At 65.0% G+C, this 18,977-nt stretch carries 19 protein-coding genes; 7 read left to right on the top strand and 12 right to left on the bottom strand.

Annotation, left to right across the window (positions count from 1 at the left end; all coding sequences use genetic code 11):
- Positions 1–17: 17 nt before the first annotated feature.
- From NO363_RS08875 to NO363_RS08860, 4 genes are all read right to left on the bottom strand, one after another.
- Positions 18–1,052: a phosphate signaling complex PhoU family protein gene (locus NO363_RS08875; protein WP_256684486.1), complete on the bottom strand. Its 1,035-nt coding sequence runs from the start codon at positions 1,050–1,052 to the stop codon at positions 18–20.
- 79 nt (positions 1,053–1,131) lie between these two features.
- The gene (locus tag NO363_RS08870) at positions 1,132–2,208 is read right to left on the bottom strand and encodes an ATP-NAD kinase family protein (protein WP_256684485.1); all 1,077 of its coding nucleotides are present in this window, start codon (positions 2,206–2,208) and stop codon (positions 1,132–1,134) included.
- 191 nt (positions 2,209–2,399) lie between these two features.
- Positions 2,400–3,092, bottom strand: coding sequence for a competence/damage-inducible protein A (locus tag NO363_RS08865; protein WP_256684484.1), 693 nt, complete (start codon positions 3,090–3,092; stop codon positions 2,400–2,402).
- 51 nt (positions 3,093–3,143) lie between these two features.
- Positions 3,144–4,298, bottom strand: coding sequence for an NAD(P)/FAD-dependent oxidoreductase (locus tag NO363_RS08860; protein ID WP_256684482.1), 1,155 nt, complete (start codon positions 4,296–4,298; stop codon positions 3,144–3,146).
- A 141-nt stretch (positions 4,299–4,439) separates the two neighbouring features.
- Here NO363_RS08860 and NO363_RS08855 point away from each other — a divergent pair, with 141 nt between their 5' ends.
- The 4 genes from NO363_RS08855 (at position 4,440) to acs (ending at position 10,594) form a co-directional block, all read left to right on the top strand.
- On the top strand, positions 4,440–5,912 hold the full coding sequence (locus tag NO363_RS08855) for a DHH family phosphoesterase (protein WP_256684480.1): 1,473 nt from the start codon (positions 4,440–4,442) through the stop codon (positions 5,910–5,912).
- Between the two features lie 38 nt (positions 5,913–5,950).
- The gene (locus NO363_RS08850; protein ID WP_256684479.1) at positions 5,951–6,754 is read left to right on the top strand and encodes a CBS pair associated ParBc domain-containing protein; all 804 of its coding nucleotides are present in this window, start codon (positions 5,951–5,953) and stop codon (positions 6,752–6,754) included.
- Between the two features lie 55 nt (positions 6,755–6,809).
- Complete coding sequence (locus NO363_RS08845; protein WP_256684478.1) at positions 6,810–8,510, top strand: acyl-CoA mutase large subunit family protein; 1,701 nt, start codon at positions 6,810–6,812, stop codon at positions 8,508–8,510.
- Between the two features lie 104 nt (positions 8,511–8,614).
- Positions 8,615–10,594: an acetate--CoA ligase gene (gene acs, locus NO363_RS08840; RefSeq protein ID WP_256684477.1), complete on the top strand. Its 1,980-nt coding sequence runs from the start codon at positions 8,615–8,617 to the stop codon at positions 10,592–10,594.
- 168 nt (positions 10,595–10,762) lie between these two features.
- Here the strand turns inward: acs and NO363_RS08835 are convergent, their stop codons facing one another.
- The 5 genes from NO363_RS08835 to NO363_RS08815 all read right to left on the bottom strand — a co-directional run bounded on the left by NO363_RS08835 (position 10,763) and on the right by NO363_RS08815 (position 14,584).
- Positions 10,763–11,134, bottom strand: a complete 372-nt coding sequence (locus NO363_RS08835) for a universal stress protein (protein WP_256684476.1) — start codon at positions 11,132–11,134, stop codon at positions 10,763–10,765.
- A gap of 24 nt (positions 11,135–11,158) precedes the next feature.
- Positions 11,159–11,443 carry a DUF7520 family protein gene (locus tag NO363_RS08830; protein ID WP_256684474.1) on the bottom strand — a complete coding sequence of 95 codons (285 nt, stop codon included), beginning with the start codon at positions 11,441–11,443 and terminating at the stop codon, positions 11,159–11,161.
- Positions 11,444–11,790: 347 nt separating this feature from the next.
- Positions 11,791–13,572, bottom strand: a complete 1,782-nt coding sequence (locus tag NO363_RS08825; RefSeq protein WP_256687945.1) for a cbb3-type cytochrome c oxidase subunit I — start codon at positions 13,570–13,572, stop codon at positions 11,791–11,793.
- A gap of 130 nt (positions 13,573–13,702) precedes the next feature.
- Entirely contained in the window at positions 13,703–14,110 is a 408-nt protein-coding gene (locus tag NO363_RS08820) for a DUF6684 family protein (protein ID WP_256684473.1), read from the bottom strand.
- A gap of 69 nt (positions 14,111–14,179) precedes the next feature.
- Positions 14,180–14,584 carry a DUF7541 family protein gene (locus tag NO363_RS08815; RefSeq protein ID WP_256684472.1) on the bottom strand — a complete coding sequence of 135 codons (405 nt, stop codon included), beginning with the start codon at positions 14,582–14,584 and terminating at the stop codon, positions 14,180–14,182.
- Between the two features lie 124 nt (positions 14,585–14,708).
- On the opposite strand from NO363_RS08815, the gene NO363_RS08810 reads away from it, so the two are divergent.
- Complete coding sequence (locus NO363_RS08810; RefSeq protein WP_256684471.1) at positions 14,709–15,560, top strand: cytochrome c oxidase subunit 3; 852 nt, start codon at positions 14,709–14,711, stop codon at positions 15,558–15,560.
- A gap of 102 nt (positions 15,561–15,662) precedes the next feature.
- On the opposite strand, the gene NO363_RS08805 is transcribed toward NO363_RS08810, so the two are convergent.
- Entirely contained in the window at positions 15,663–16,805 is a 1,143-nt protein-coding gene (locus NO363_RS08805; RefSeq protein ID WP_256684469.1) for a CBS domain-containing protein, read from the bottom strand.
- A 136-nt stretch (positions 16,806–16,941) separates the two neighbouring features.
- On the opposite strand from NO363_RS08805, the gene NO363_RS08800 reads away from it, so the two are divergent.
- Positions 16,942–17,295 (top strand): lycopene cyclase domain-containing protein, encoded by a 354-nt coding sequence (locus tag NO363_RS08800; RefSeq protein ID WP_256687943.1) that lies wholly within the window; start codon positions 16,942–16,944, stop codon positions 17,293–17,295.
- Positions 17,296–17,592: a hypothetical protein gene (locus NO363_RS14195; protein ID WP_440939883.1), complete on the top strand. Its 297-nt coding sequence runs from the start codon at positions 17,296–17,298 to the stop codon at positions 17,590–17,592.
- A gap of 291 nt (positions 17,593–17,883) precedes the next feature.
- On the opposite strand, the gene NO363_RS08790 is transcribed toward NO363_RS14195, so the two are convergent.
- Both NO363_RS08790 and lplB read right to left on the bottom strand, forming a co-directional pair.
- Entirely contained in the window at positions 17,884–18,657 is a 774-nt protein-coding gene (locus NO363_RS08790) for a lipoate--protein ligase family protein (RefSeq protein ID WP_256684467.1), read from the bottom strand.
- The gene (lplB, locus tag NO363_RS08785) at positions 18,654–18,926 is read right to left on the bottom strand and encodes a lipoate-protein ligase small subunit (RefSeq protein WP_256684465.1); all 273 of its coding nucleotides are present in this window, start codon (positions 18,924–18,926) and stop codon (positions 18,654–18,656) included. The genes NO363_RS08790 and lplB overlap by 4 nt, the downstream gene beginning before the upstream one ends.
- Between the last annotated feature and the right edge of the window lie 51 nt (positions 18,927–18,977).

Genomic DNA, 18,977 nt, shown 5'->3' with positions numbered 1-18,977 from the left:
CTAAACCGGTGACGGGACTATTCGATGGTCGTGTGGATCGACTCCTCGTCGAGCGCGAGGTTGGTGACGATCTCGGCGTTGCGGACGGCGTACTCGGCGGTCTTGGCGAGGCTGACGAGTACCTCGCGCACGCGCAGTAATGCCTCGTTGCTCATCTGTGGCAGGTCGTCGAGGATCTCGCTCTCGCGGTCGTTGAGCTCGGCGAACCGTTCGCGCACCTCGACGGTGCGTTCGAAGTCGCGTTCGACGGCGGCCCGCACCGCCAGTTCGGAGATCTCGTCGACGTCGTCGGTGAACTCCCTGATGCGCCGCGTCGTCGCGTCGTCGATGTCGAGCGTGTGGCCCGGCGACTCCATCGCGATCGTGGCGATGTCCTCGGCGTTGTCGGCGGTCAGCTCCAGGTTCTTGGCGATCGAGCGGTAGCCGATGAGCGGGAACCCGTCGTCCAGCCCCACCGCCCGCGCGAGCGTCGGGTTCTGGTAGGCGGTGAAGATCAGCCGCAAGAGGAGGACGAAGATCTTGTTCGCCTGTCGCTCGCGATTCAGCGCGCGCTCGGCGAAGTCGGGGTTGCCGAGCGCGAGCGCCTTCATCGCCTCGTCGCGCATCGTACTTCCCGTCGATTCGAGCCGTTCGAGCAGGTTGTCGAGCGTGAAATCCTCCGGATCGACCGAACAGCGGATGGCGATGCGCTCCGGCGTCTCCTCGATGACGCCGAGGCCCATCAGCTGGGTTTCGGCGTTGTAGACGGCGTTGATGTGCGCCGAGTCGAGGGTCCCTTCCTCGACCTCGACGTGGATGACCCGACGACCGAGGACGTACTGGGAAACGATGGCGCGTTCGAGCACGTCCGCGTCCATGTTCTCGGCGTGGATCGTCGCCCGCGACTCCTCGGTCTGTGAGGATTCGGGCATCACGGTGAGCGTCCCCTTCCCTCCAGCGCGCAGCGACACCTCGTCTCCCTTCTCGACGTCGTGTGAGCGCGCCCATTCGGCGGGCAGCGTCATCGCCAGCGTCGACGGACCGAGCCGCTGGACTTTTCGCGTTTCGACCATGCGGTCATGGTGTCCTCAATCACCTTAATCTTCACCATACCCCACTAAACAGCCCGCCGAGCCTACTAGCGATACACCCTTACACGATCTCCAGCAATCGCTGCTCGACGCGCCCGATCCTGACCTTCCGCCAGCCACGCAGTTCCTCGTCAAGCTCCCCATCCCCGGTGTCGACACGCAACACGCCGATATCGTCGAGTTTGGCTCGCGAGGCGACGATCTCGATCTCGGACGCCCGGAGCACGGCCGGCGAGAGCTGCTGGTTGCCCCGCCCGAAGACGAACCCCTGACCGCCGATCGGCGAGACCATCACGACGTTTCGCTCGCCGAGACTCCCCTCGATCTCGTCGGCGCTCCCATCGCGAACGAGCAGTTCGCCACCCTCCTCGTTCGCTCGCCAGACGTCGACGCCGAGCGGGCTGCCGTCGAAGCCGAGTTCGCGTTTGATCGCGCCGAGCGTGCTCCCCGGTCCGAGCACGTAGGTCGTGCCCGCCTCGACGTCGGCGGCGATCCCCGCCGCGAGCGTCTCGACGCTCCCTCCCGAGAGCTGTTTGCTCGACTGGAGTTCCTCGGCGACGGGAACCTCGGCGAGCCCCTTCAGTTCGCTCATCACCTCGCCCGCACGATAGGCCTCCTCGTCGATGTCGTTGACCTCGCGGGTCTCGGTGCGCTCGAAGGTCGCCGCGATCCGTCCGGCCGCGCGCGGCGAGACCGCGAACACCGACGAATAGATCTTGACGCCGGCGGGCACGCCGAGCATCGGGATTTCGTCGTCGTGCTCGTCGAGCGTCTCGGCGACGTCGACCGCGGTGCCGTCGCCGCCGACGAAGAGAACGAGATCGACGCCCGCATCGGCGAACGCCGCGACGGCGTCGCGCGTGTCGGCAGCGCTCGTCTCTCCCGAGGATTGGGTGCAAACGTCGGGCTCGAACCCGGCGTCGACGGCGATCGTCTCGCCCATCTCGCCGCCGGCGACGAGAAGTTCGACGTCCGGATCGGCGGCCAGCAGTCCGTCGAGCGCCTCGCGGGCGCGTTCCGGAGCCCGCTGTTCCGCCCCGCGCTCGCGTGCCTCCTCGACCTTGCCGTCGGTCCCTTTCAGTCCGACTCGACCGCCCATCCCGGCGATCGGGTTCACCACGAAGCCGACACGTCGCATACCGGTTCTACCGGGGTCGCCGGCAAAAGCCGTCCGACTCGAACGACCTATAGGGACGGGCCGGAAAACACGACCATGAACGCGGTGCTCCTCCAGGAAGGCGTGCAGACGGGTATCATCAACGGGGCCGGCGCGCTCGTTACGATCGCGGGACTGGTCATCGTCGCCGCGTGGTGGGCGTATCTCTACCGTTAGTCCTCGACGAGCGTGACGTGCTCGGCGAGCCAGTCGGCCGCCGCCGTGACCTCGTCCTGACTCGCGCTCTGGACCTTGAGACGGACGTGTTCGCCGGGATAGCTTCCCACGCTCACGTCGAAGCGCTCGCGTACTTCTTCGATCCTGTCGAGCAGCGCGCTCTCGGGCTCGTCGGCGTAGACGAACTCGACGGCCTCGACGGTGCCCGTGAACTCCTCGGCGACCGACGCGAACATCGCCTTCATCTCGTCGGGCACGCCCGGGAAGACGTACACCCCTTCGACGACACAGCCCGGCGCGACGCCCTCCTCGTTGTGGAGCACGCGCGCACCGCTCGGGAGATCGGTCGTGCCGGTCGCGAGATCGTCGCGCTCGTAGCCACCGTGTGCTTCGAGCCACTCGACGGCCTCGTTGTTCTCTTCGAGATCACGATCGAACGCCCGCGCGACGGCGTCCATCGTCATGTCGTCGTGGGTCGGCCCGAGCCCACCGGTGACGAGGACGGCGTCGTAGCGATCGTGGAGGCTGGCGATGGTGGCGGCGATCTCGTCGATATCGTCGGGGACGACGACCGCGCGCTCGACGTCGGCCCCTCGCTCGGTGAGGCGCGTGCCGAGCCACGAGGCATTGGTGTTGACCGTATCGCCGGCTAACAGTTCGTCACCGACGGAAACCAGCGCGACGCGCATGCCACAGGCTGGGTGGCGCGCAGTGAAAAACAGTCGGTTGATCGCCGATAGCTACATGTTCGGCCACGCGCGCGCCGCACGCAGCGTGCCGCCGACGTCACGGATCCAGCGCGTGGCGATCCCTTTCTTCAGGATCTCCGCCGCCGGCCCGCCGAAGGTGTTCATCGGAACGCCGACGACGTCGTGGGCGACGGCCTTGTCGCCGACCGAGATGACGGTGCCCTTGTCCTCGTGGGTCCACTCGGCCAGAGGCTGGCCGTGGAGCGCGCGCGCGACGTTCTCGCCGGCGACCTCGGCGGCCTGCCAGGCGGCCTGTGCGGTCGGCGGACACGGCCCGTCGGGCTGGTCGACGATCGCCGAGTCGCCGAGCGCGAACACGTGATCGTCGCTCGTTTCGAACGTCGCGTCGGCGTTGACGCGGTTGTGTTCGTTGTCGAGCTCCGCATCGTCCATCGCGTCCCGTCCGGTGATGCCACCGGTCCAGACGAACACGTCGTGGGCGAGCGACTCGCCGGATTCGAAGTGGATCTCGCCCGCTTCGGCCTGGGTGATCGGGTCGCCGGTCGCGATCTCGATGTCGAGATCGAGCAGGCGCTTTCTGAGCGCCCCTTGGAGCTCGGGATCGTTGCCCGGGAAGATCTCGTCGAGCGCCTCGACGAGCGTGATCTCGATCGGTGCGTGATGCATGTCGCGGAACTCGGCGACCTCGCCGGCGGTCTGGATGCCGGAGAGCCCGGCCCCGCCGATGGCGACCTGTGCGGGATCGTCCTCTGTCGCCTCGCGGGCGGCCTCCTTGACCTGATCGTGGATCTCGAAGGCGTCGTCGAGGCTCTTGAGCGTCAGCGAGTGCTCTTCGAGCCCGTCGATGCCGTAGTAGGCGGTCTGTGAACCGAGCGTGACGAGCGCGTAGTCGTAGGAAACCGTCGACCCGTCGTCGAGGGAGACCTCCTGGTCGTCGCAGTCGAGACCAGTGACCTCGCCCTGAATGAAGCGCGTGCTGGGCGATTTGATCGAATCGACGGGGATCGTCACGTTCTGTTGGACGCTCGGATCACGGATACAGCGATGGCTCTCGTGAAGAACGAGATGGTAATCGTTGTCGGAGACCCACACGAGATCGGTCTCCTCGTCGAGGGCGTCTTCGAGGCTCAGTATCGCGCCGGCCCCGGCATACCCAGCGCCGAGGACGACGACGGTTGCCGTCATGGCCATAATTCCGCGGTCGATCGTTACAAAGGCTTTGAAACACGATGCGACGGTGAATGGGTGTCGTATGTCGACACTCCGTCCGACAGTGTATCATCCCGCTTGCGGGGGTTTTAATCGTCGTGGCACCCAGCGGTGGGCATGGTCTCGCGGCTCGTGCTCGGCTGCGGCTCCGTCGGTCGGACGCTCGTGAGCGAGCTCGCCGACCGGCCGGGGACGGTGCTGGTCTGTTGTGCGGACGAACATCGCATCGAGACCCTTCGCAGCGACCGCGTCACGGCCCGTCTGGCCGACCCGACCGATCCCGAAACCCTCGAAGAGGTGGAGCGACCGGTCGACATCGTCGTCGTGGCCGCCGACGACCCGGCCACTAACCGAGTGGCCGCCGAACTCGCCCGCGAACACTACCCCGACGCCTTCGTCCTCGCGTACGTGGGCGAGGAACCCGCTGTCGAAACACGGTTACAGATCGAATCGATCGTCGACCGGCTCGTCGATAGGGAAGCGACCGTCGCCAGCGATCTCGTCGAGCGCATCGGCGAGGCGAGTATGCGTCCCCGACGGCTCCGGCGCGTGCTCCGCTCGATCGACGGGTCGCTCGCGGTCGTCACCCACGACAACCCTGATCCCGACGCGATCGCGAGCGCGCTCGCGCTCTGTAAGGTCGCACGGACGGTCGGCCGTGAGGCGGAGATCTGCTATTTCGGCGAGATCACCCATCAGGAGAACCGCGCGCTGATCAACGTTCTGGACGTCGAGCTCCACGAGCTCGAACCGGGTGACATCGACGACTACGGCGGGATCGCGCTCGTCGATCACTCCCGACCGGGCGTCAACGACCAACTGCCTGAGAACACTCCCGTGGACGTACTGATCGACCACCATCCACCGCGCGCGCCGGTTGAGGCACGGTTCGTCGATCTCCGGAGCGACGTGGGCGCGACGAGCACGCTGCTCGTCGAGTATCTCCGCCAGCTCGGCATCGAGATCGACGAGACCGTCGCGACCGCGCTGCTCTACGGGATCCGCGTCGACACGGACGACTTCCGACGCGAGGCTTCGACGGTGGACTTCGATGCCGCGGCCTACCTGCTCCCCTTTACCGACGAATCGGTGCTCGAACGGATCGCGACGCCGAGCATGAGTGCCGAGACGCTCGAAACGATGGCACGGGCGATCACCAACCGCGAGGTCCGCGGCTCGGTGCTCGTGAGCCACATCGAGGAGCTCCACGAACGCGATGCGCTCGCCCAATCGGCCGATCAGCTGCTCGACATCGAAGGTGTGCGGACCACGCTGGTGTACGGCATCATCGACGGGACGGTCTACTGTTCGGGGCGGACCCGCGGGGCGACCCTCGACATCGGCGAGACCTTGCGGGACGCCTTCGATCAGATCGGCAGCGGCGGCGGCCACGCCGACATGGCCGGCGCACAGATCCCGCTCGGGCTGCTCGGCGAGAACGAGGAGGCGGAGCTCTCGTCGATCGTCCACGACCTCATCGTCGAGCGCTTCTTCACCGCCATCGAATCGCGTCCCAACGCGCGCTCGGTCGGCCCGTTCGCCGACGACGAGGATGGCGACGCTGACGATGAGGAGTCGTCACGCGACTGAACGAGACGTTTTTGTCCGCTCGCGGCGACGGCTTCGCAATGAACGAAGGCAGCGACAAGCCACGGGTCGCCGACTACATGACCCGCGAGGTCGCGACCGTCTCGCCGGACGACACGGTCGCAGCGGTCGCCCGCCGCATCGCCGAAAGCGAAGAGCACAGCGGCCTGCCGGTCTGTGAGGGTCGCAACTGTATCGGCTTCGTCAGCGCCCGCGATCTCCTGCTCGCCGACGACAGCGCGCTCGTCTTCACCGTCATGAGCGACGATCTCGTCGTCGCACACCCCGACATGGCGCTCTCGGACGCCGCACGGGTCATCCTGCGATCGGGCATCCAGAAACTGCCGGTCGTCGACGACGCCGGCAACCTCACGGGGATCATCGCCAACACTGACGTCGTCCGCAGCCAGATCGAGCGCGCCACGCCCGAGAAGGTGGGCAAGCTCTCGCGCACGCTCGAGAACATCCACGGCGTCGAGACGGTCGAGGAGCGCCGGCGCGTCGCGCTCGCCGACCTGACACCCACCCAGTCGAAGGTCTATGGAGATGAACTCGAAGGCCGGAGCTACGAACTCGACCACGGGCTGACCGAACCGCTCGTCGTCATCGACAACGGGGGTGCGAAACTGCTGCTCGCCGACGGCCATCATCGGGTGAAGGCCGCCGCGCAGTCGGGGATCGAGGAGATGGACGCCTACGTGATCGTGGTCGACGAACGCGTCGAGCTCGGGATGGTTCAGACCGCACGCAACGAGGGGCTCTCGACGATCGACGACATCGCGGTCGTCGACTACGCCCACCATCCGCTCATCGAGAGCGTCGAGCGTCTCCAGAACCCCGAATGAGGCCACGTCTTCCTGCCCGGAACCTTCATTGACGACCCACGCAAAAACTGCGAGCATGTACGACGAGGAGGATCTCGAAGCGATCCGCGAGGGGAAGGACCGATGGGCCGAGGAGACCCTCGATCCCGTTCTGGAGCACCACGGCGAACGCCAGGAGAACTTCGCCACGGTCTCGAACCTCGACGTCGATCGGCTCTACACGCCCGACGACGTCGCCGACGTCGACTACGACGAGGATCTGGGCTACCCCGGCGAGGAGCCGTACACCAGGGGGGTTTACCCGACGATGTACCGTGGGCGGACGTGGACGATGCGCCAGTTCGCCGGCTTCGGCACCGCCGAAGAGACCAACGAGCGCTTTCATTACCTCGTCGACGAGGGTCAGACGGGACTGTCGACGGCGTTCGACATGCCGACGCTGATGGGGATCGACTCCGACGACGCGATGGCCGACGGCGAAGTGGGGAAAGAAGGCGTCGCGGTCGATACGCTCAGAGACATGGAGATCCTCTTCGACGGCATCGATTTGGAAGAAGTTTCGACGTCGTTCACGATCAACCCGAGCGCGCCCGTGATCTTTGCGATGTACGTCGCCCTCGCCGACAAGCGCGGGGTGCCCCGCGAGAAACTCCGGGGCACGATGCAAAACGACATGCTGAAGGAGTTCATCGCGCAGAAGGAGTGGGTCATCCCGCCCGATCCGTCGCTCGATCTCGTCACCGACACGATCGAGTTCGCCGTCGCGGAGACGCCGAAGATCAAACCCGTCTCGATCTCGGGTTACCACATCCGCGAGGCAGGTTCGACGGCGATCCAGGAGCTCGCCTTCACCCTGGCCGACGGGTTCGCCTACGTCGAGGACGCGCTCGACAGGGGATTGGACATCGACGAGTTCGCGCCGCAGCTCTCATTTTTCTTCAACTCGCACAACTCGCTGTTCGAGGAGGTCGCCAAGTTCCGGGCCGCGCGGCGCATCTACGCGAACGTGATGGACGAGTGGTACGACGCCGAGGATCCGAAATCGAAGCAGCTCAAGTTCCACACCCAGACCGCCGGCCAGAGCCTCACCGCCCAGCAACCGCTCAACAACGTCGCCCGGGTGACGGTCCAGGCGCTCGCCGGGGTGTTGGGAGGGACCCAGAGCCTCCACACCAACAGCTACGACGAGGCGCTCGCGCTCCCCTCCGAACAGGCGGTACGCGTCGCGCTCAGAACCCAGCAGATCATCGCCGAGGAGTCGGGTGCGGCGGACATCGTCGACCCTCTCGGCGGGAGTTTCGCGGTCGAGAGCCTCACCGACGAAACGGAAGAAAAGGCGATGGCCTACATCGAGGAGATCCGCGAGATGGGCGACGGCTCGGTGCGCGACGGCGTGCTCGCGGGTATCGAACAGGGCTACTTCCACCGCGAGATTCAGGACGCTTCCTTCGAGTATCAGGAGCGCGTCGAGACGGGCGAGGAAACAGTTGTGGGGGTCAACAAGTACGAGTCGGACGAGGACACCAAACCGGAGATGCTCCACGTCGACGAGGAGGTCCAGGAACGTCAGCGCGATCGCCTCGCCGAGGTGAAAGAAGAGCGCGACGACGCGGCCGTCGAGGACGCACTCGAAACGCTCGGCGAAGCGGTCGAGAGCGGTGACAACGCCATGCCGGCCATCGTCGAAGCGGTGAAGGTGGGAACGACGATGGGTGAGATCATGGAGCTGTTCGAGCGCCGTCACGGCTCCTACCGCGAGACCGTCGGTGTGACCTGATTCCGTCGCCCGATCGCCCCGCCAGCAGCCGGTTCGGCTCCGTCGCTCTCGGGATAACAATTATGTATCGTCGCGCCGTCGGCCATATTTGGGTACGACAATTTATGACAACCGATGACGAGTTGACGATCGAATCACGGCTGGCCGAACAGGAATACTTCGAGCCGCCGACCGAGTTCGTCGGACAGGCCAACATGGCTGATCCTGCGGTCTACGACCGGTTCGACGAGTTCCCCGAGGGGTTCGAGGAGTACGCCGCAATGCTCGACTGGGACGAACACTGGGACGAGGTGCTCGACGACTCGAACCCGCCCTTTTACGAGTGGTTCGTCGGCGGGAAACTGAACGCCAGCCACAACTGCATCGACCGCCATCTCGACGAGCGCAAGAACCAGACCGCACTGCTCTGGGAGGGCGAGGACGGCGAACAGCGCAACGTCAGCTATCAGGACCTCTATCGCGAGGTCAACGAGATGGCCGCCGCGCTGCGCTCGGCCGGCGTCGAGGAGGACGACATCGTCACGATCCATCTCCCGATGGTGCCGGCGCTGCCGATCACGATGCTCGCGTGCGCGCGTATCGGTGCGCCCCACAGCGTCGTCTTCGCCGGCTTCTCGGCGAGCGCGCTCGCTGAACGGGTCGACGACGCCGACTCCGATCACGTCGTCACCATCGACGGCTACTACCGCCGTGGCGACTTCCTCGACCACATCGAGAAGGCCGACGAGGCGATGGCCGAGGTCGACGGCGATCCCGACGTGCTCGCGTGGACGCGCCACGACGAGCCACAGGTCGACGTCAGCGACGGCTACACGCTCGTTTCGGAGCTTCTCGACGACCACCGTGGTGAGCGCGTCGAACCGGTCAGCCGCGACGCCGAGGACCCGCTCTTTCTCATGTACACCTCGGGAACGACGGGCCAGCCGAAGGGCTGCCAGCATCGGACGGGTGGCTATCTCGCCTACGCGACGGGCACCGCAAAGTACGACGAGGACATCAAGCCGAGCGACACCTACTGGTGTTCGGCGGATATCGGCTGGATCACCGGTCACAGCTACATCGTCTACGGGCCGCTCTCGCTCGGTACCACCTCGGTGATGTACGAGGGGACGCCCGACTATCCGCACAAGGGGCGGACGTGGGAGATCGCCGAGAAGTACGACGTGGATATCTTCCACACCTCGCCGACGGCTGTCCGCCAGTTCATGAAGTGGGGTGAGGAGGAAGTGGAGGGCTACGACTTCGACTTCCGGCACATGACGACCGTCGGCGAGCCGATCCAGCCCGAGGCGTGGCTCTGGTACTACAAGCACATCGGCGACGAGAGCGCCGTCATCGTCGACACCTGGTGGCAGACCGAAAACGGCGGGCACATGATCACGAACCTGCCGGCGATCCAGGACATGAAACCCGGCAGCGCCGGCCATCCGGCTCCCGGAATCGAACCGGCCATCCTCGACGACGCGGGCGAGGAGATCGCGCCCGAATCCGGCGAGGCGGGCAACCTCGCCATTACGCGGCCGTGGCCGGGCATGCTTCAAACCGTACACGGCGACGACGAACGGTTCATCGAGGAATACTGGGAGCGATTCTCCGATACTGACTCCGACGACCCCGCGGACTGGATCTACGAGGCGGGCGACGCGGCCGTCCAGGGAACGGATGGCTACTACCGGATCCTCGGCCGGCTCGACGACGTGATGAACGTCGCTGGCCACCGGCTGGGAACGATGGAGCTCGAAAGCGCGATCGCGGAGGTCGAGGACGTCGCCGAGGCGGCCGTCGCCGCGCGTGACGACGCCGAGAAGGGCGAGGTGCCCGATGTCTACGTCACCGTCAGGGAGGGCGTCGAGGAAACCGAAGAGCTGCGCGGGCGCATCGTCGAATCCGTCGAGGAGGGTATCGGCAAGTTCGCCCGGCCGTCGAACGTGCTCTTTGTCGACGAACTGCCGAAGACCCGCTCGGGGAAGATCATGCGTCGACTCCTCGAGGACATCTCCAACGACGAGGAGCTCGGCAACACGAGCACGCTCGCCGATCCGAGCGTGCCCGAGACGATCCGCGATCAGCTCCAGGCGGACTAAAACGACCCCACGCCACCCGATAGAGTGCGGGAATCCGGCACCGCTCGATCTCGCGGGATTCGGCCTCATGATCGACTTCCAGAGTCTCGTCGACGCTGACCTCCTTCCGGGCGAAGGCGAGGCGGCCGTACTGTCGCTCGCGTTCGGCGTCCGCGACGCGTGATTGAATCAGTGATCCGGCTCGCCCGCGACCAACACGGGCCGGTCGGCGTTGATCAGCACCGACTGTGCACCGCTGCGCAGCTGTGCCTTCCCGGCCGGCGAGCGCGTCCGACCACCGACACAGATGAGATCGGCCTCGCGCTCGGCCGCCACTTCGACGAGCGCGGTCGGTGGATCGCTGCTCACGGTCTCGACGGTGGTGTCGATATCGTGTTCGTCGAAAAACGCAGTGATCTCCGACGGGTCGGCGGAGCCATCGCCCGCCCGTACCAGCACGACAGCGAGGGAGTCCGTGGCCGCGGGCAGATCGACGATCGCGCGAGCTTTCCGCAGCGTGCGTTCGTGGTCAGTACCAGCACCCACGACGACGGTGTACATGGTCAGTGAACGAGTCGCGCCGCCTTACCGGTCTCGGTCGCCGTAGCGTCGGGAGACGAACCGAACCGCGAGCAAGAGCACGCCGAGGATGGTCGCGAGCGTCACCATCCCGTAGATCGCCAGCCCGAGCGGCGTCGGTGGCATCTCGATGAGGAAAAACAGTTTCACCGAGCGGAGCGCGTCCGGCCCGATCATCCCGAGGAGAAAGCCCATCACTCCGGCGACGCCGATAGCGACGCAGTAGATGGCGAACACGACGCTGCGGCCGCTGTAATCCGCCCGCCGTCCGTGCGTTGGGGTCTCGGACACACGACTGCTACCGCTCGCCGGAAGATTAGCCTTTTGTCCGCGTGTCCGCTATGCGCTCTATGAGCGAAAAGGAGATCCTGCTGGCGGTCCTCTCGGGCATCGCACTGTTGATGGCGGTCATGGCCGTCGTTCTCGTCGCCACCAGCTGAACCACTCCAAGCCGCCGTCGATCTCTTTTCCACGACCTGTCCATCCAAAAAAAAAAGGGTATTCGAGACGTCGCCAGTGGTGCCAGCGGACGGACGCGGCGATGGCGGCTCTCTCGATCGATAGTCGACCTTATTCAATCGTTCTGTAACATCGAAAATCACGACGACGGTCGAACGTTCGATCGGCGTGTCGAACGCCTACTCGGTGTCGGCCGACTCGTCGACGGGGTCGCCGCCATCGGTCATCGCTGTCTCCTCTTCCTCGCCGCCGTCGGCGATGGCCGTTTCGAGGCGACGTTCGTTCCAGCCCCACTCGTTGGTGAACTGGCCGGTCTCCTTGAGATCCCACGGGTCGTTGTCCTGAAGCGTCGGCGCTTCGTACCACGACTGGATCATGTTCCAGACCCAGATGATCTGGCCGACCAGTAGGATGAACGCCCCGAGCGTCGTCACCTGGTGGAGAACCTCGATTATCTGCTGGGGACCGACGCCGAAGGTGTAGGTCGCGTATCGGCGGGGCATGCCGAGATAGCCCAGCAGGAGCATGGCGAAGAAGGTGATGTTCGTCCCGATCATCGTCAGCCAGAAGTGCCACTTCGCGAGGCGTTTCTGGTACATCTTGCCGGTGATGATGGGGAACCAGTAGTAGATCCCGGCGAACACCGTGAAGGCGAGCAGTCCCATGAGGATGTAGTGGAAGTGGCCGACGATGTAGTAGGTGTCGTGCAGCACGAGGTCGATCGGGATCGCTGCGGTGAACACGCCGGTGACGCCGCCGAAGATGAAGTTCGAGACCGCACCGACACAGAACAGCATCGGTGCGGTGAGTCTGAGATTGCCGCCCCAGAGCGTCGTCGTCCAGTTGAACACCTTGACGGCGCTCGGGATGGCGATCGCGAGCGAGACGGCCTCGAAGCTCGCGCGGATGCGCGGGTCGATACCGGTCGCGAACATGTGGTGTGCCCAGACGCCGAAGGAGAGCACGCCGATGGCCAGCGTCGAGTAGACGACGAACTTGAAGCCGAACAGCTTGCGTCCGGAGAACTTCGGGAGGATGAAACTGACCAGCCCCATCGGCGGGAGCGCGAGGATATAGACCTCCGGATGGCCGAAGAACCAGAACAGATGTTGCCAGAGGATCGGCCCACCACCCTCCGCGAGGAAGAACGTCGTCCCGAAGTTACGGTCGAGCAGCAGCATGATGAGCGCGCTGCCAAGCAGCGGGAACGCGAAGAGGATCAGCCCCGACTGGGTGAGCATCGTCCAGCTGAAGATGTCGAGATTCGCCCAGTTGACGTCGCTACCACGATCGGTGAAGATGGTCGCGATGAAGTTGATCGCGCCCATCGTCGCCGAAAGCCCGGTGAAATGCAGTCCCAACAGCATGAAGTCGATACCGAGCCCGGAGACGCCGGCCTGCGTCCCGGTGCCGACACCGGCCGACAGCGGCGTGTACATGGTCCAGGCGGTCTGTGCGGGCTGAATATCGGTAAACGGCACGACGAGGAAGCCGGCCCAGACCAGCAGCGCCCCCGGCGGCAGCATCCAGAACGCGATGGCGTTGATACGTGGGAACGCCATGTCCTCGGCGTTGACGAGCAGCGGAATGAAGTAGTTCCCGAAGGCCGCGATCATCGGCGTGCCGAACAGGAACAGCATCGTGATGCCGTGGCTGGTCAGCAGTGAGTTGTAGAACTGCGAACCGATGATGGCCTCGTCGGGCGTGAGCAGCTCGGTCCGCATCAGAATGACCATGATACCACCGACGGCGAACGCGATGATGGAGTAGGTCCCGTAGAGAATCCCGATGTCCTTGTGATCGACGGTCGTCAGCCATCGGATGAGACCACTCGGCTTTTCGTTGTGCGCGTAGCCGCTCTCCTCGCCGACGGCACCACCACCGCCGGCAAGCGGCGTGTACGAACGCCAGTCCTCGATGCGGCTGAGCCAGACGGCCACGCCCGCCAGGAACAGCCCCATCAACGCTGTCAACACCAACTGCGCTTCTACCATGTCCGACCCTGTGACCTACGGGGTAAAGAATCCTTAGATTCCGGCTGCCCACACGCCGATCGCTGGACGGAAGCGGCGTCGGGCACCGACGATGGCATCAGTTCTCGTCGTCCTCGTCGCCGCCAGCGTCGTCGCGTTCCGCGTCGCTGCTCTCGTCGTTCTCGGCATCGCTTTCGGATTGGTCGTCATCGCTTTCGGGATGATCGTCGCTCACCAGCTCCTCCTCGACGCCGCTATCGAGGGTTGCGTCGCTCGCCGAGAGTTCGCCGGCGGCGGCAGCGCTCTGTTCGTCCTGTGCGACCGCCCGTCCGGAGACGAACGTGACCAGCACGAGGACGGCGAACGGGACGACCAACAGCCCGATGCTGATGGCGGTCACGAACGGGTCGAGCTCCCACGGGCTGGCGAACAGGAAGACGAGGATGAAGAACGTGAGGATCCCGAGCGGAACGATATTGACCGTGAGGTCGAGGAGCGTCTCGCGGTCGAACGTGCGCTCTGACATGATTGACCCCTTCACCCGGCCGGATAAATAGGTTGTCGGTTCCTCGGTGTCTCGTTCGGCTCTGTATCGTCAGATGGACTCGCTCTCGGCGAACCGTCCGCCCGCCCCGATGGCGATCGAGACGACGCCTGCGATCAGCAGCTCGACACCACGACCGACGATCCCGTTGGGTTGGCCGACGACGGTGGCGATCGCATCGAGCGTGACGCTGTCGAGTTGGGTCACGGTGACGAGCGCGCCGAGCACACAGAGCGCGACGCCGAGTCCCGCGAGCAGGTTCCACGGTCGGTCAGCGTAGCCCGATTCGAGCACGATGCCGGCGATGGCTCCGACGAACAGGAGCAGTCCGCCGACGGCGACCGGAAACACGTTGAACAGCAGGCCGAGCTCCGAAAACAGGAGGCCGAGCACGACGATGAGCGGCCACGGACTCGACATCCGATACTGGTCGCTCAACCCTGGCTGGTCGTCCATACCGCTCCGTGGGCTGCGACCGTAACAAACCCATCGAAACGACCGCCAGCCGTGGCGAGCAGCCGGCGGCTGGCTGCCGAGCGGTGTAAGAGGGTTTTTAATCATCGGTGTGCAACCGGCGCGTATGGGAACCGCCGACGACACGAACGAGGGGGAGGGACACCACCTCCCGGCGACCGAGGACTGGCCGCGCGGGTTCGGCGAGGCGAGCTGGTGGCCGTTCATCAGCGCTGCGGGCGCTGCCGGGCTCTATCTCGGCGCGGCGCTGTTCTTCCTTGGACACGGCGATATCGAACTCGTCCCGCCATCGGCCGGCCCGATCGTCTTCATCGCCAGCGCCGGCCTCTTTCTGTTCGGGCTGTTCGGCTGGCTCTATCACGCCTTCGTCGCCGACTACTGGTCACGCGGCACCGACAGCCACGGCGCGGGCTCGCTGCGCTTCGGCATGCTGCTGTTTCTGGGTACCGAGATCGCCACCTTCGGTGCCGGCTTCATCTACTTCTTCTTCATCCGCGTGGGCACGTGGCCACCCGGTGAACTCCCCCATCTCCTCAGTTCACTGGTACTGATCAACACGGCGCTGCTGGTCGCCAGCAGTTTCACCATCCACTTCGCCGAGATCTCGCTGCGCAAGGACAATCGCAAGGGGTTCCTCGGGCTGCTCGGCGTCACCCTTCTCCTGGGGATCGTCTTCATCGGCGGCCAGGTCTTCGAGTACTACACCTTCATCATCGAGGAAGGGTTTACCCTCACCGACGGCATCTTCGCCAGCGCCTTCTTCAGCCTCACCGGACTGCACGGGCTCCACGTCACGATGGGTGCGATCCTCCTCGGAATCGTCTTCGTGCGCGGACTCGCCGGCCAGTACACCGCCGAGCGTCACACCTCCGTGAGCACCGTCTCGATGTACTGGCACTTCGTCGACGTCGTGTGGCTGTTCCTCGTCGTCGTGCTGTACGTCGGCGGTGCGGCCTGATCGGATCGGCCAGCCGAATCGCGGTACGATCCGACGCGATACGACCGAACCACTGCTCGTTTCGTTCGATGAAAAAGAGTCGCACCGTCCGCGAGTCACCGATCAGATCTCGTTGAGCTTTCTGAGGATCTGCCCGCGGCGCTGCTCGTCGGCCCTGATCCCCTTTCGTTCGAGGACGTTGCGTTCGAGTTTGTCGAGTGCGACCCGGAAGGCGCTCTCGGCCCCGTAGCCCTCGCCGGTGCCGGCGACCTGGCCCTGGCTCGTGCGCAGGCGGATCTGACACTGGATCAACGGCGTGCCACGGAGTTTCTCCTTGTGTTTGTGGAATCGCACGTGGGCGTGGTGGACCTGCATCTCCTGGAACTTGTCGGCGACCTGCGTCACGGATTCACGGAGATCCCCACGAGTGATCGTGTCGAGCAGGTCGATGTTGGTGATCTGGACGTCCATGTGGTCCTCTTCGGTGAACGTCAGCGCCCGGAGCACGTCGGTCTTGGTGAGCACGCCGTCGATGGTGCGGTCGTCCTCGGGTGGCGTGACGACCAGCCCGTTGTAGTCGTTGTCGAGCATTCGCGACACCGCTTCGCGAACGGATTCGTCGCCCGAGATCGTCTCGACGGGCGCGCTCATCAGGTCGTAGACGGGGATATCGAGCATGCGATCGGAGTCACCCGATCGCTCGCCCTCGGTCGGCTGGTCCATGTTGCGCACGACGAAATCGACGAGATCGTGGGTCGTCGCCACGCCCGTGAGGTAGCCCGCCTCGTTCTCGACGGGGAGTCGGGAGACGCCGTGTTCGCGCAGGCGGTTGATCGCCTGGCCGACGCTGGCGTCCTCGGCGATGGTGATGACGTCGTCGGTGTGGATCTGCGAGACGACGAGCGCGTCGAGGTTGTCGAGGACGGCCTCCAGGATGGCGTCGGCGGTGACGATTCCCCAGAGGCTGTCGCCCTCGACGACCGGCGCGACTTTCGTGTTGCCCTCGACGAGCATCCGCGCGACGTCTCGCACGTCGCTCGTCCGTTTGACCTGCGGGGCCGAGCTCATCAGCGCGTTCGCCTTCGTCGAGTCCTCGACATGAGATTGCATTAGCGAGCGCTGGGTGATCACGCCGGCGTACTCGCCATCGTTGGTGACGATGAGCCCACGCGGGTTCTCCTCCTCGAAAAGCGCTCGAACCTTCCCGAGGCGCTGGTCGGCGCTCACTTCGGCGTGGTCGGTGGTTGCGATGTCGGCGATGTTCATGCTCTCACCCTCACCAGTTCAACGGCGGGGCTAATCAACACTTTGCTCATTCACACGATTTCGTGTCGTCGCCCATCGCCACAGCGCCCCAACAGTCCGACAGTTCTTGATCCCCGCGCACGTAGTGCAGGGGATGATGCTACCGGACATCGGCGTGTTCGGCCCGTACACCTATCTCGTGACCGAAGTGGTCTTCGGGACGGCCGCGCTCCTGCTGCTGGCCTACACCGGGTCGCTCAGACGGGCTGCCCGAACGGTGGTGGCGCTCTACCCGATCGCATACGTCTGGGACTGGTACACCCTCCGTGTGGGTGTCTTCGAGATCCAGCTCCGCACCGGCGTCGAGCTGTTGGGCATCCCGATCGAGGAACACATCTTCATGATCGTCGTGCCGGCGCTCGTCGTCGGTATCCACGAACTCGTCAACGAGGTGGCGACGACCGGGGAGGCGACGATGTCGGACGAACGGCGAACCGATCGCGCCGATTGAGTGAGGGGGGGGGGGGACCACGGCGAACAGGTCACGACATACGAACGCTCTCTACCACGCCGCCGCCAGCACCGCTTCGATCTCCTCGCTCGTCGGGTTCAGTTCGGCGGGCACGTTCGCCATGAAGCCGTCGTCGAGAACGGCCTCGGCGACCGCCGGGAACTCGTCCTATTCGGGACCATCGACGTCACGGAGTCGAGTCGGCAACCCGAGCGCGTCCCGGACGTCCGCGACGGCGGTCGTGATCGCGTCGGCCGTGTCGTCGGCATCGACCATGCCGAGCGCGTCGGCCAGTAAACCCCGCCGGCCGTCGACGTGCTCGAAGAGATAGTCGAGGGCGTGGGACGCGACGATGCCGTGGGCCGTCCCCTGCTGGATGGGGTTGCCTCGTGTCAGGCCGTGGCTGAGTGAATGGATCAGCGAGAGCGTGCCCGCGTCCGGCCGCGAGATGCCGTACTGGACGAGCAGGCTGCCACGAGCGAGCGCGCTTCTAATGTCACCGCTCTCGATGCATGAGCGACCGCTTCGGGTTTTACTCTCCGATTCAGGAAGTTACGGCGGTGCTGCACCGATTCTGTGCCACGAAACCTACAGACGCTTGTTCCACTCGTCCGTCCGGAACGTCGTCTCGGCACGTCGCTTCGCCGTCGTCAGTTCGTCGTCGGTCAACGATCCCTCTTCGCCACCGTAGGTGGTGCGGAACTCGTCTTTGAGGTGGTCGATGACGGCTTCACGATCCTCGGCAACGTAGTCCGCGATACGGGTGACGCGCTTCTCGGCGGACGTGACCGCTTTGTCCGAGAGTTTCTCTTCACCGATACGAAGCGTTCGGAGCATCGCCTCGATATCGAGTGCGTAGCTCATCGTGACGTGGTGAAGCACCGCGTTCGAGCGCCGGAGCTGGGCCGCACCGCCGATCTTGCCGTCTTCGTGGGCGATATCGTTGAGCGGTTCGTGAACGGCTGCCAGTCCGAGATCACGGAGTGCGTCGATCGCCCATCGGTTGAGTCGTTCGTAGCTCCGTTCGATATCGTCCGAGACTGCCGCGCGCGGGAGATAGATCGAGTAGGTGATCACCGCGCCGGGTTCGGCGTACATCGCACCGCCGCCGGTGATCCGTCGCACGACGTCGATATCGTGGTCGCGGACGTACTCGTCGGCTACCTCGTCGGCATAGGCCTGAAACCGACCGATCGGCACCGCCGGTCCCGTCCGATACCAGAAGCGGATCGTCGGTGCCATCTCGCCGTCGTCGAGACGCTCGATCAACACGTCATCGAGCGCGTGATGGGTCGGTTCGTCGTGGACGCCGTCGTCGATGATCCGCCAGTTTTCGTCGGGTGTGACTCCGGGACCGGTCATCGGTCGATCGCCTCCCGGACCGCCTCGGCGAGATGGTCGGCCGAAAAGCCGATCAGCTCTGCGTCGACCGTCTCGATCGCGTCGACCAGCTCCTGTTTCGGGACGTCCGTCGGTCGTCCCTCGATCACCCGTTCGAGCTTCTCCAGTGCCTCCGGCGGTTCGAGGAAGAAATCGCCGGTGATCGTGACCGATTCGATGGTGTCCTCGTAGGTCGCGGTCACGGTGACGAGTTTCCCGTCCGGCACTTTCACCGACCCGGTGTGTTCCATAGCTGCTCGTACGGTCGGGCATGCCGAATATCTGACCCTGATCGACACTCC

It is taken from the genome of Halococcus qingdaonensis (genome assembly GCF_024508235.1).
GTDB lineage: Archaea > Halobacteriota > Halobacteria > Halobacteriales > Halococcaceae > Halococcus > Halococcus qingdaonensis.
This window is presented reverse-complemented; position numbering and strand designations above follow the sequence as displayed.

Coding starts and splice junctions, on each gene's coding strand:
- NO363_RS08875 (WP_256684486.1), bottom strand. CDS start 1,052: ATGGTCGAAACGCGAAAAGTCCAGCGGCTCGGTCCGTCGACGCTGGCG.
- NO363_RS08870 (WP_256684485.1), bottom strand. CDS start 2,208: ATGCGACGTGTCGGCTTCGTGGTGAACCCGATCGCCGGGATGGGCGGT.
- NO363_RS08865 (WP_256684484.1), bottom strand. CDS start 3,092: ATGCGCGTCGCGCTGGTTTCCGTCGGTGACGAACTGTTAGCCGGCGAT.
- NO363_RS08860 (WP_256684482.1), bottom strand. CDS start 4,298: ATGACGGCAACCGTCGTCGTCCTCGGCGCTGGGTATGCCGGGGCCGGC.
- NO363_RS08855 (WP_256684480.1), top strand. CDS start 4,440: ATGGTCTCGCGGCTCGTGCTCGGCTGCGGCTCCGTCGGTCGGACGCTC.
- NO363_RS08850 (WP_256684479.1), top strand. CDS start 5,951: ATGAACGAAGGCAGCGACAAGCCACGGGTCGCCGACTACATGACCCGC.
- NO363_RS08845 (WP_256684478.1), top strand. CDS start 6,810: ATGTACGACGAGGAGGATCTCGAAGCGATCCGCGAGGGGAAGGACCGA.
- acs (WP_256684477.1), top strand. CDS start 8,615: ATGACAACCGATGACGAGTTGACGATCGAATCACGGCTGGCCGAACAG.
- NO363_RS08835 (WP_256684476.1), bottom strand. CDS start 11,134: ATGTACACCGTCGTCGTGGGTGCTGGTACTGACCACGAACGCACGCTG.
- NO363_RS08825 (WP_256687945.1), bottom strand. CDS start 13,572: ATGGGGCTGTTCCTGGCGGGCGTGGCCGTCTGGCTCAGCCGCATCGAG.
- NO363_RS08820 (WP_256684473.1), bottom strand. CDS start 14,110: ATGTCAGAGCGCACGTTCGACCGCGAGACGCTCCTCGACCTCACGGTC.
- NO363_RS08815 (WP_256684472.1), bottom strand. CDS start 14,584: ATGGACGACCAGCCAGGGTTGAGCGACCAGTATCGGATGTCGAGTCCG.
- NO363_RS08810 (WP_256684471.1), top strand. CDS start 14,709: ATGGGAACCGCCGACGACACGAACGAGGGGGAGGGACACCACCTCCCG.
- NO363_RS08805 (WP_256684469.1), bottom strand. CDS start 16,805: ATGAACATCGCCGACATCGCAACCACCGACCACGCCGAAGTGAGCGCC.
- NO363_RS08800 (WP_256687943.1), top strand. CDS start 16,942: ATGCTACCGGACATCGGCGTGTTCGGCCCGTACACCTATCTCGTGACC.
- NO363_RS08790 (WP_256684467.1), bottom strand. CDS start 18,657: ATGACCGGTCCCGGAGTCACACCCGACGAAAACTGGCGGATCATCGAC.
- lplB (WP_256684465.1), bottom strand. CDS start 18,926: ATGGAACACACCGGGTCGGTGAAAGTGCCGGACGGGAAACTCGTCACC.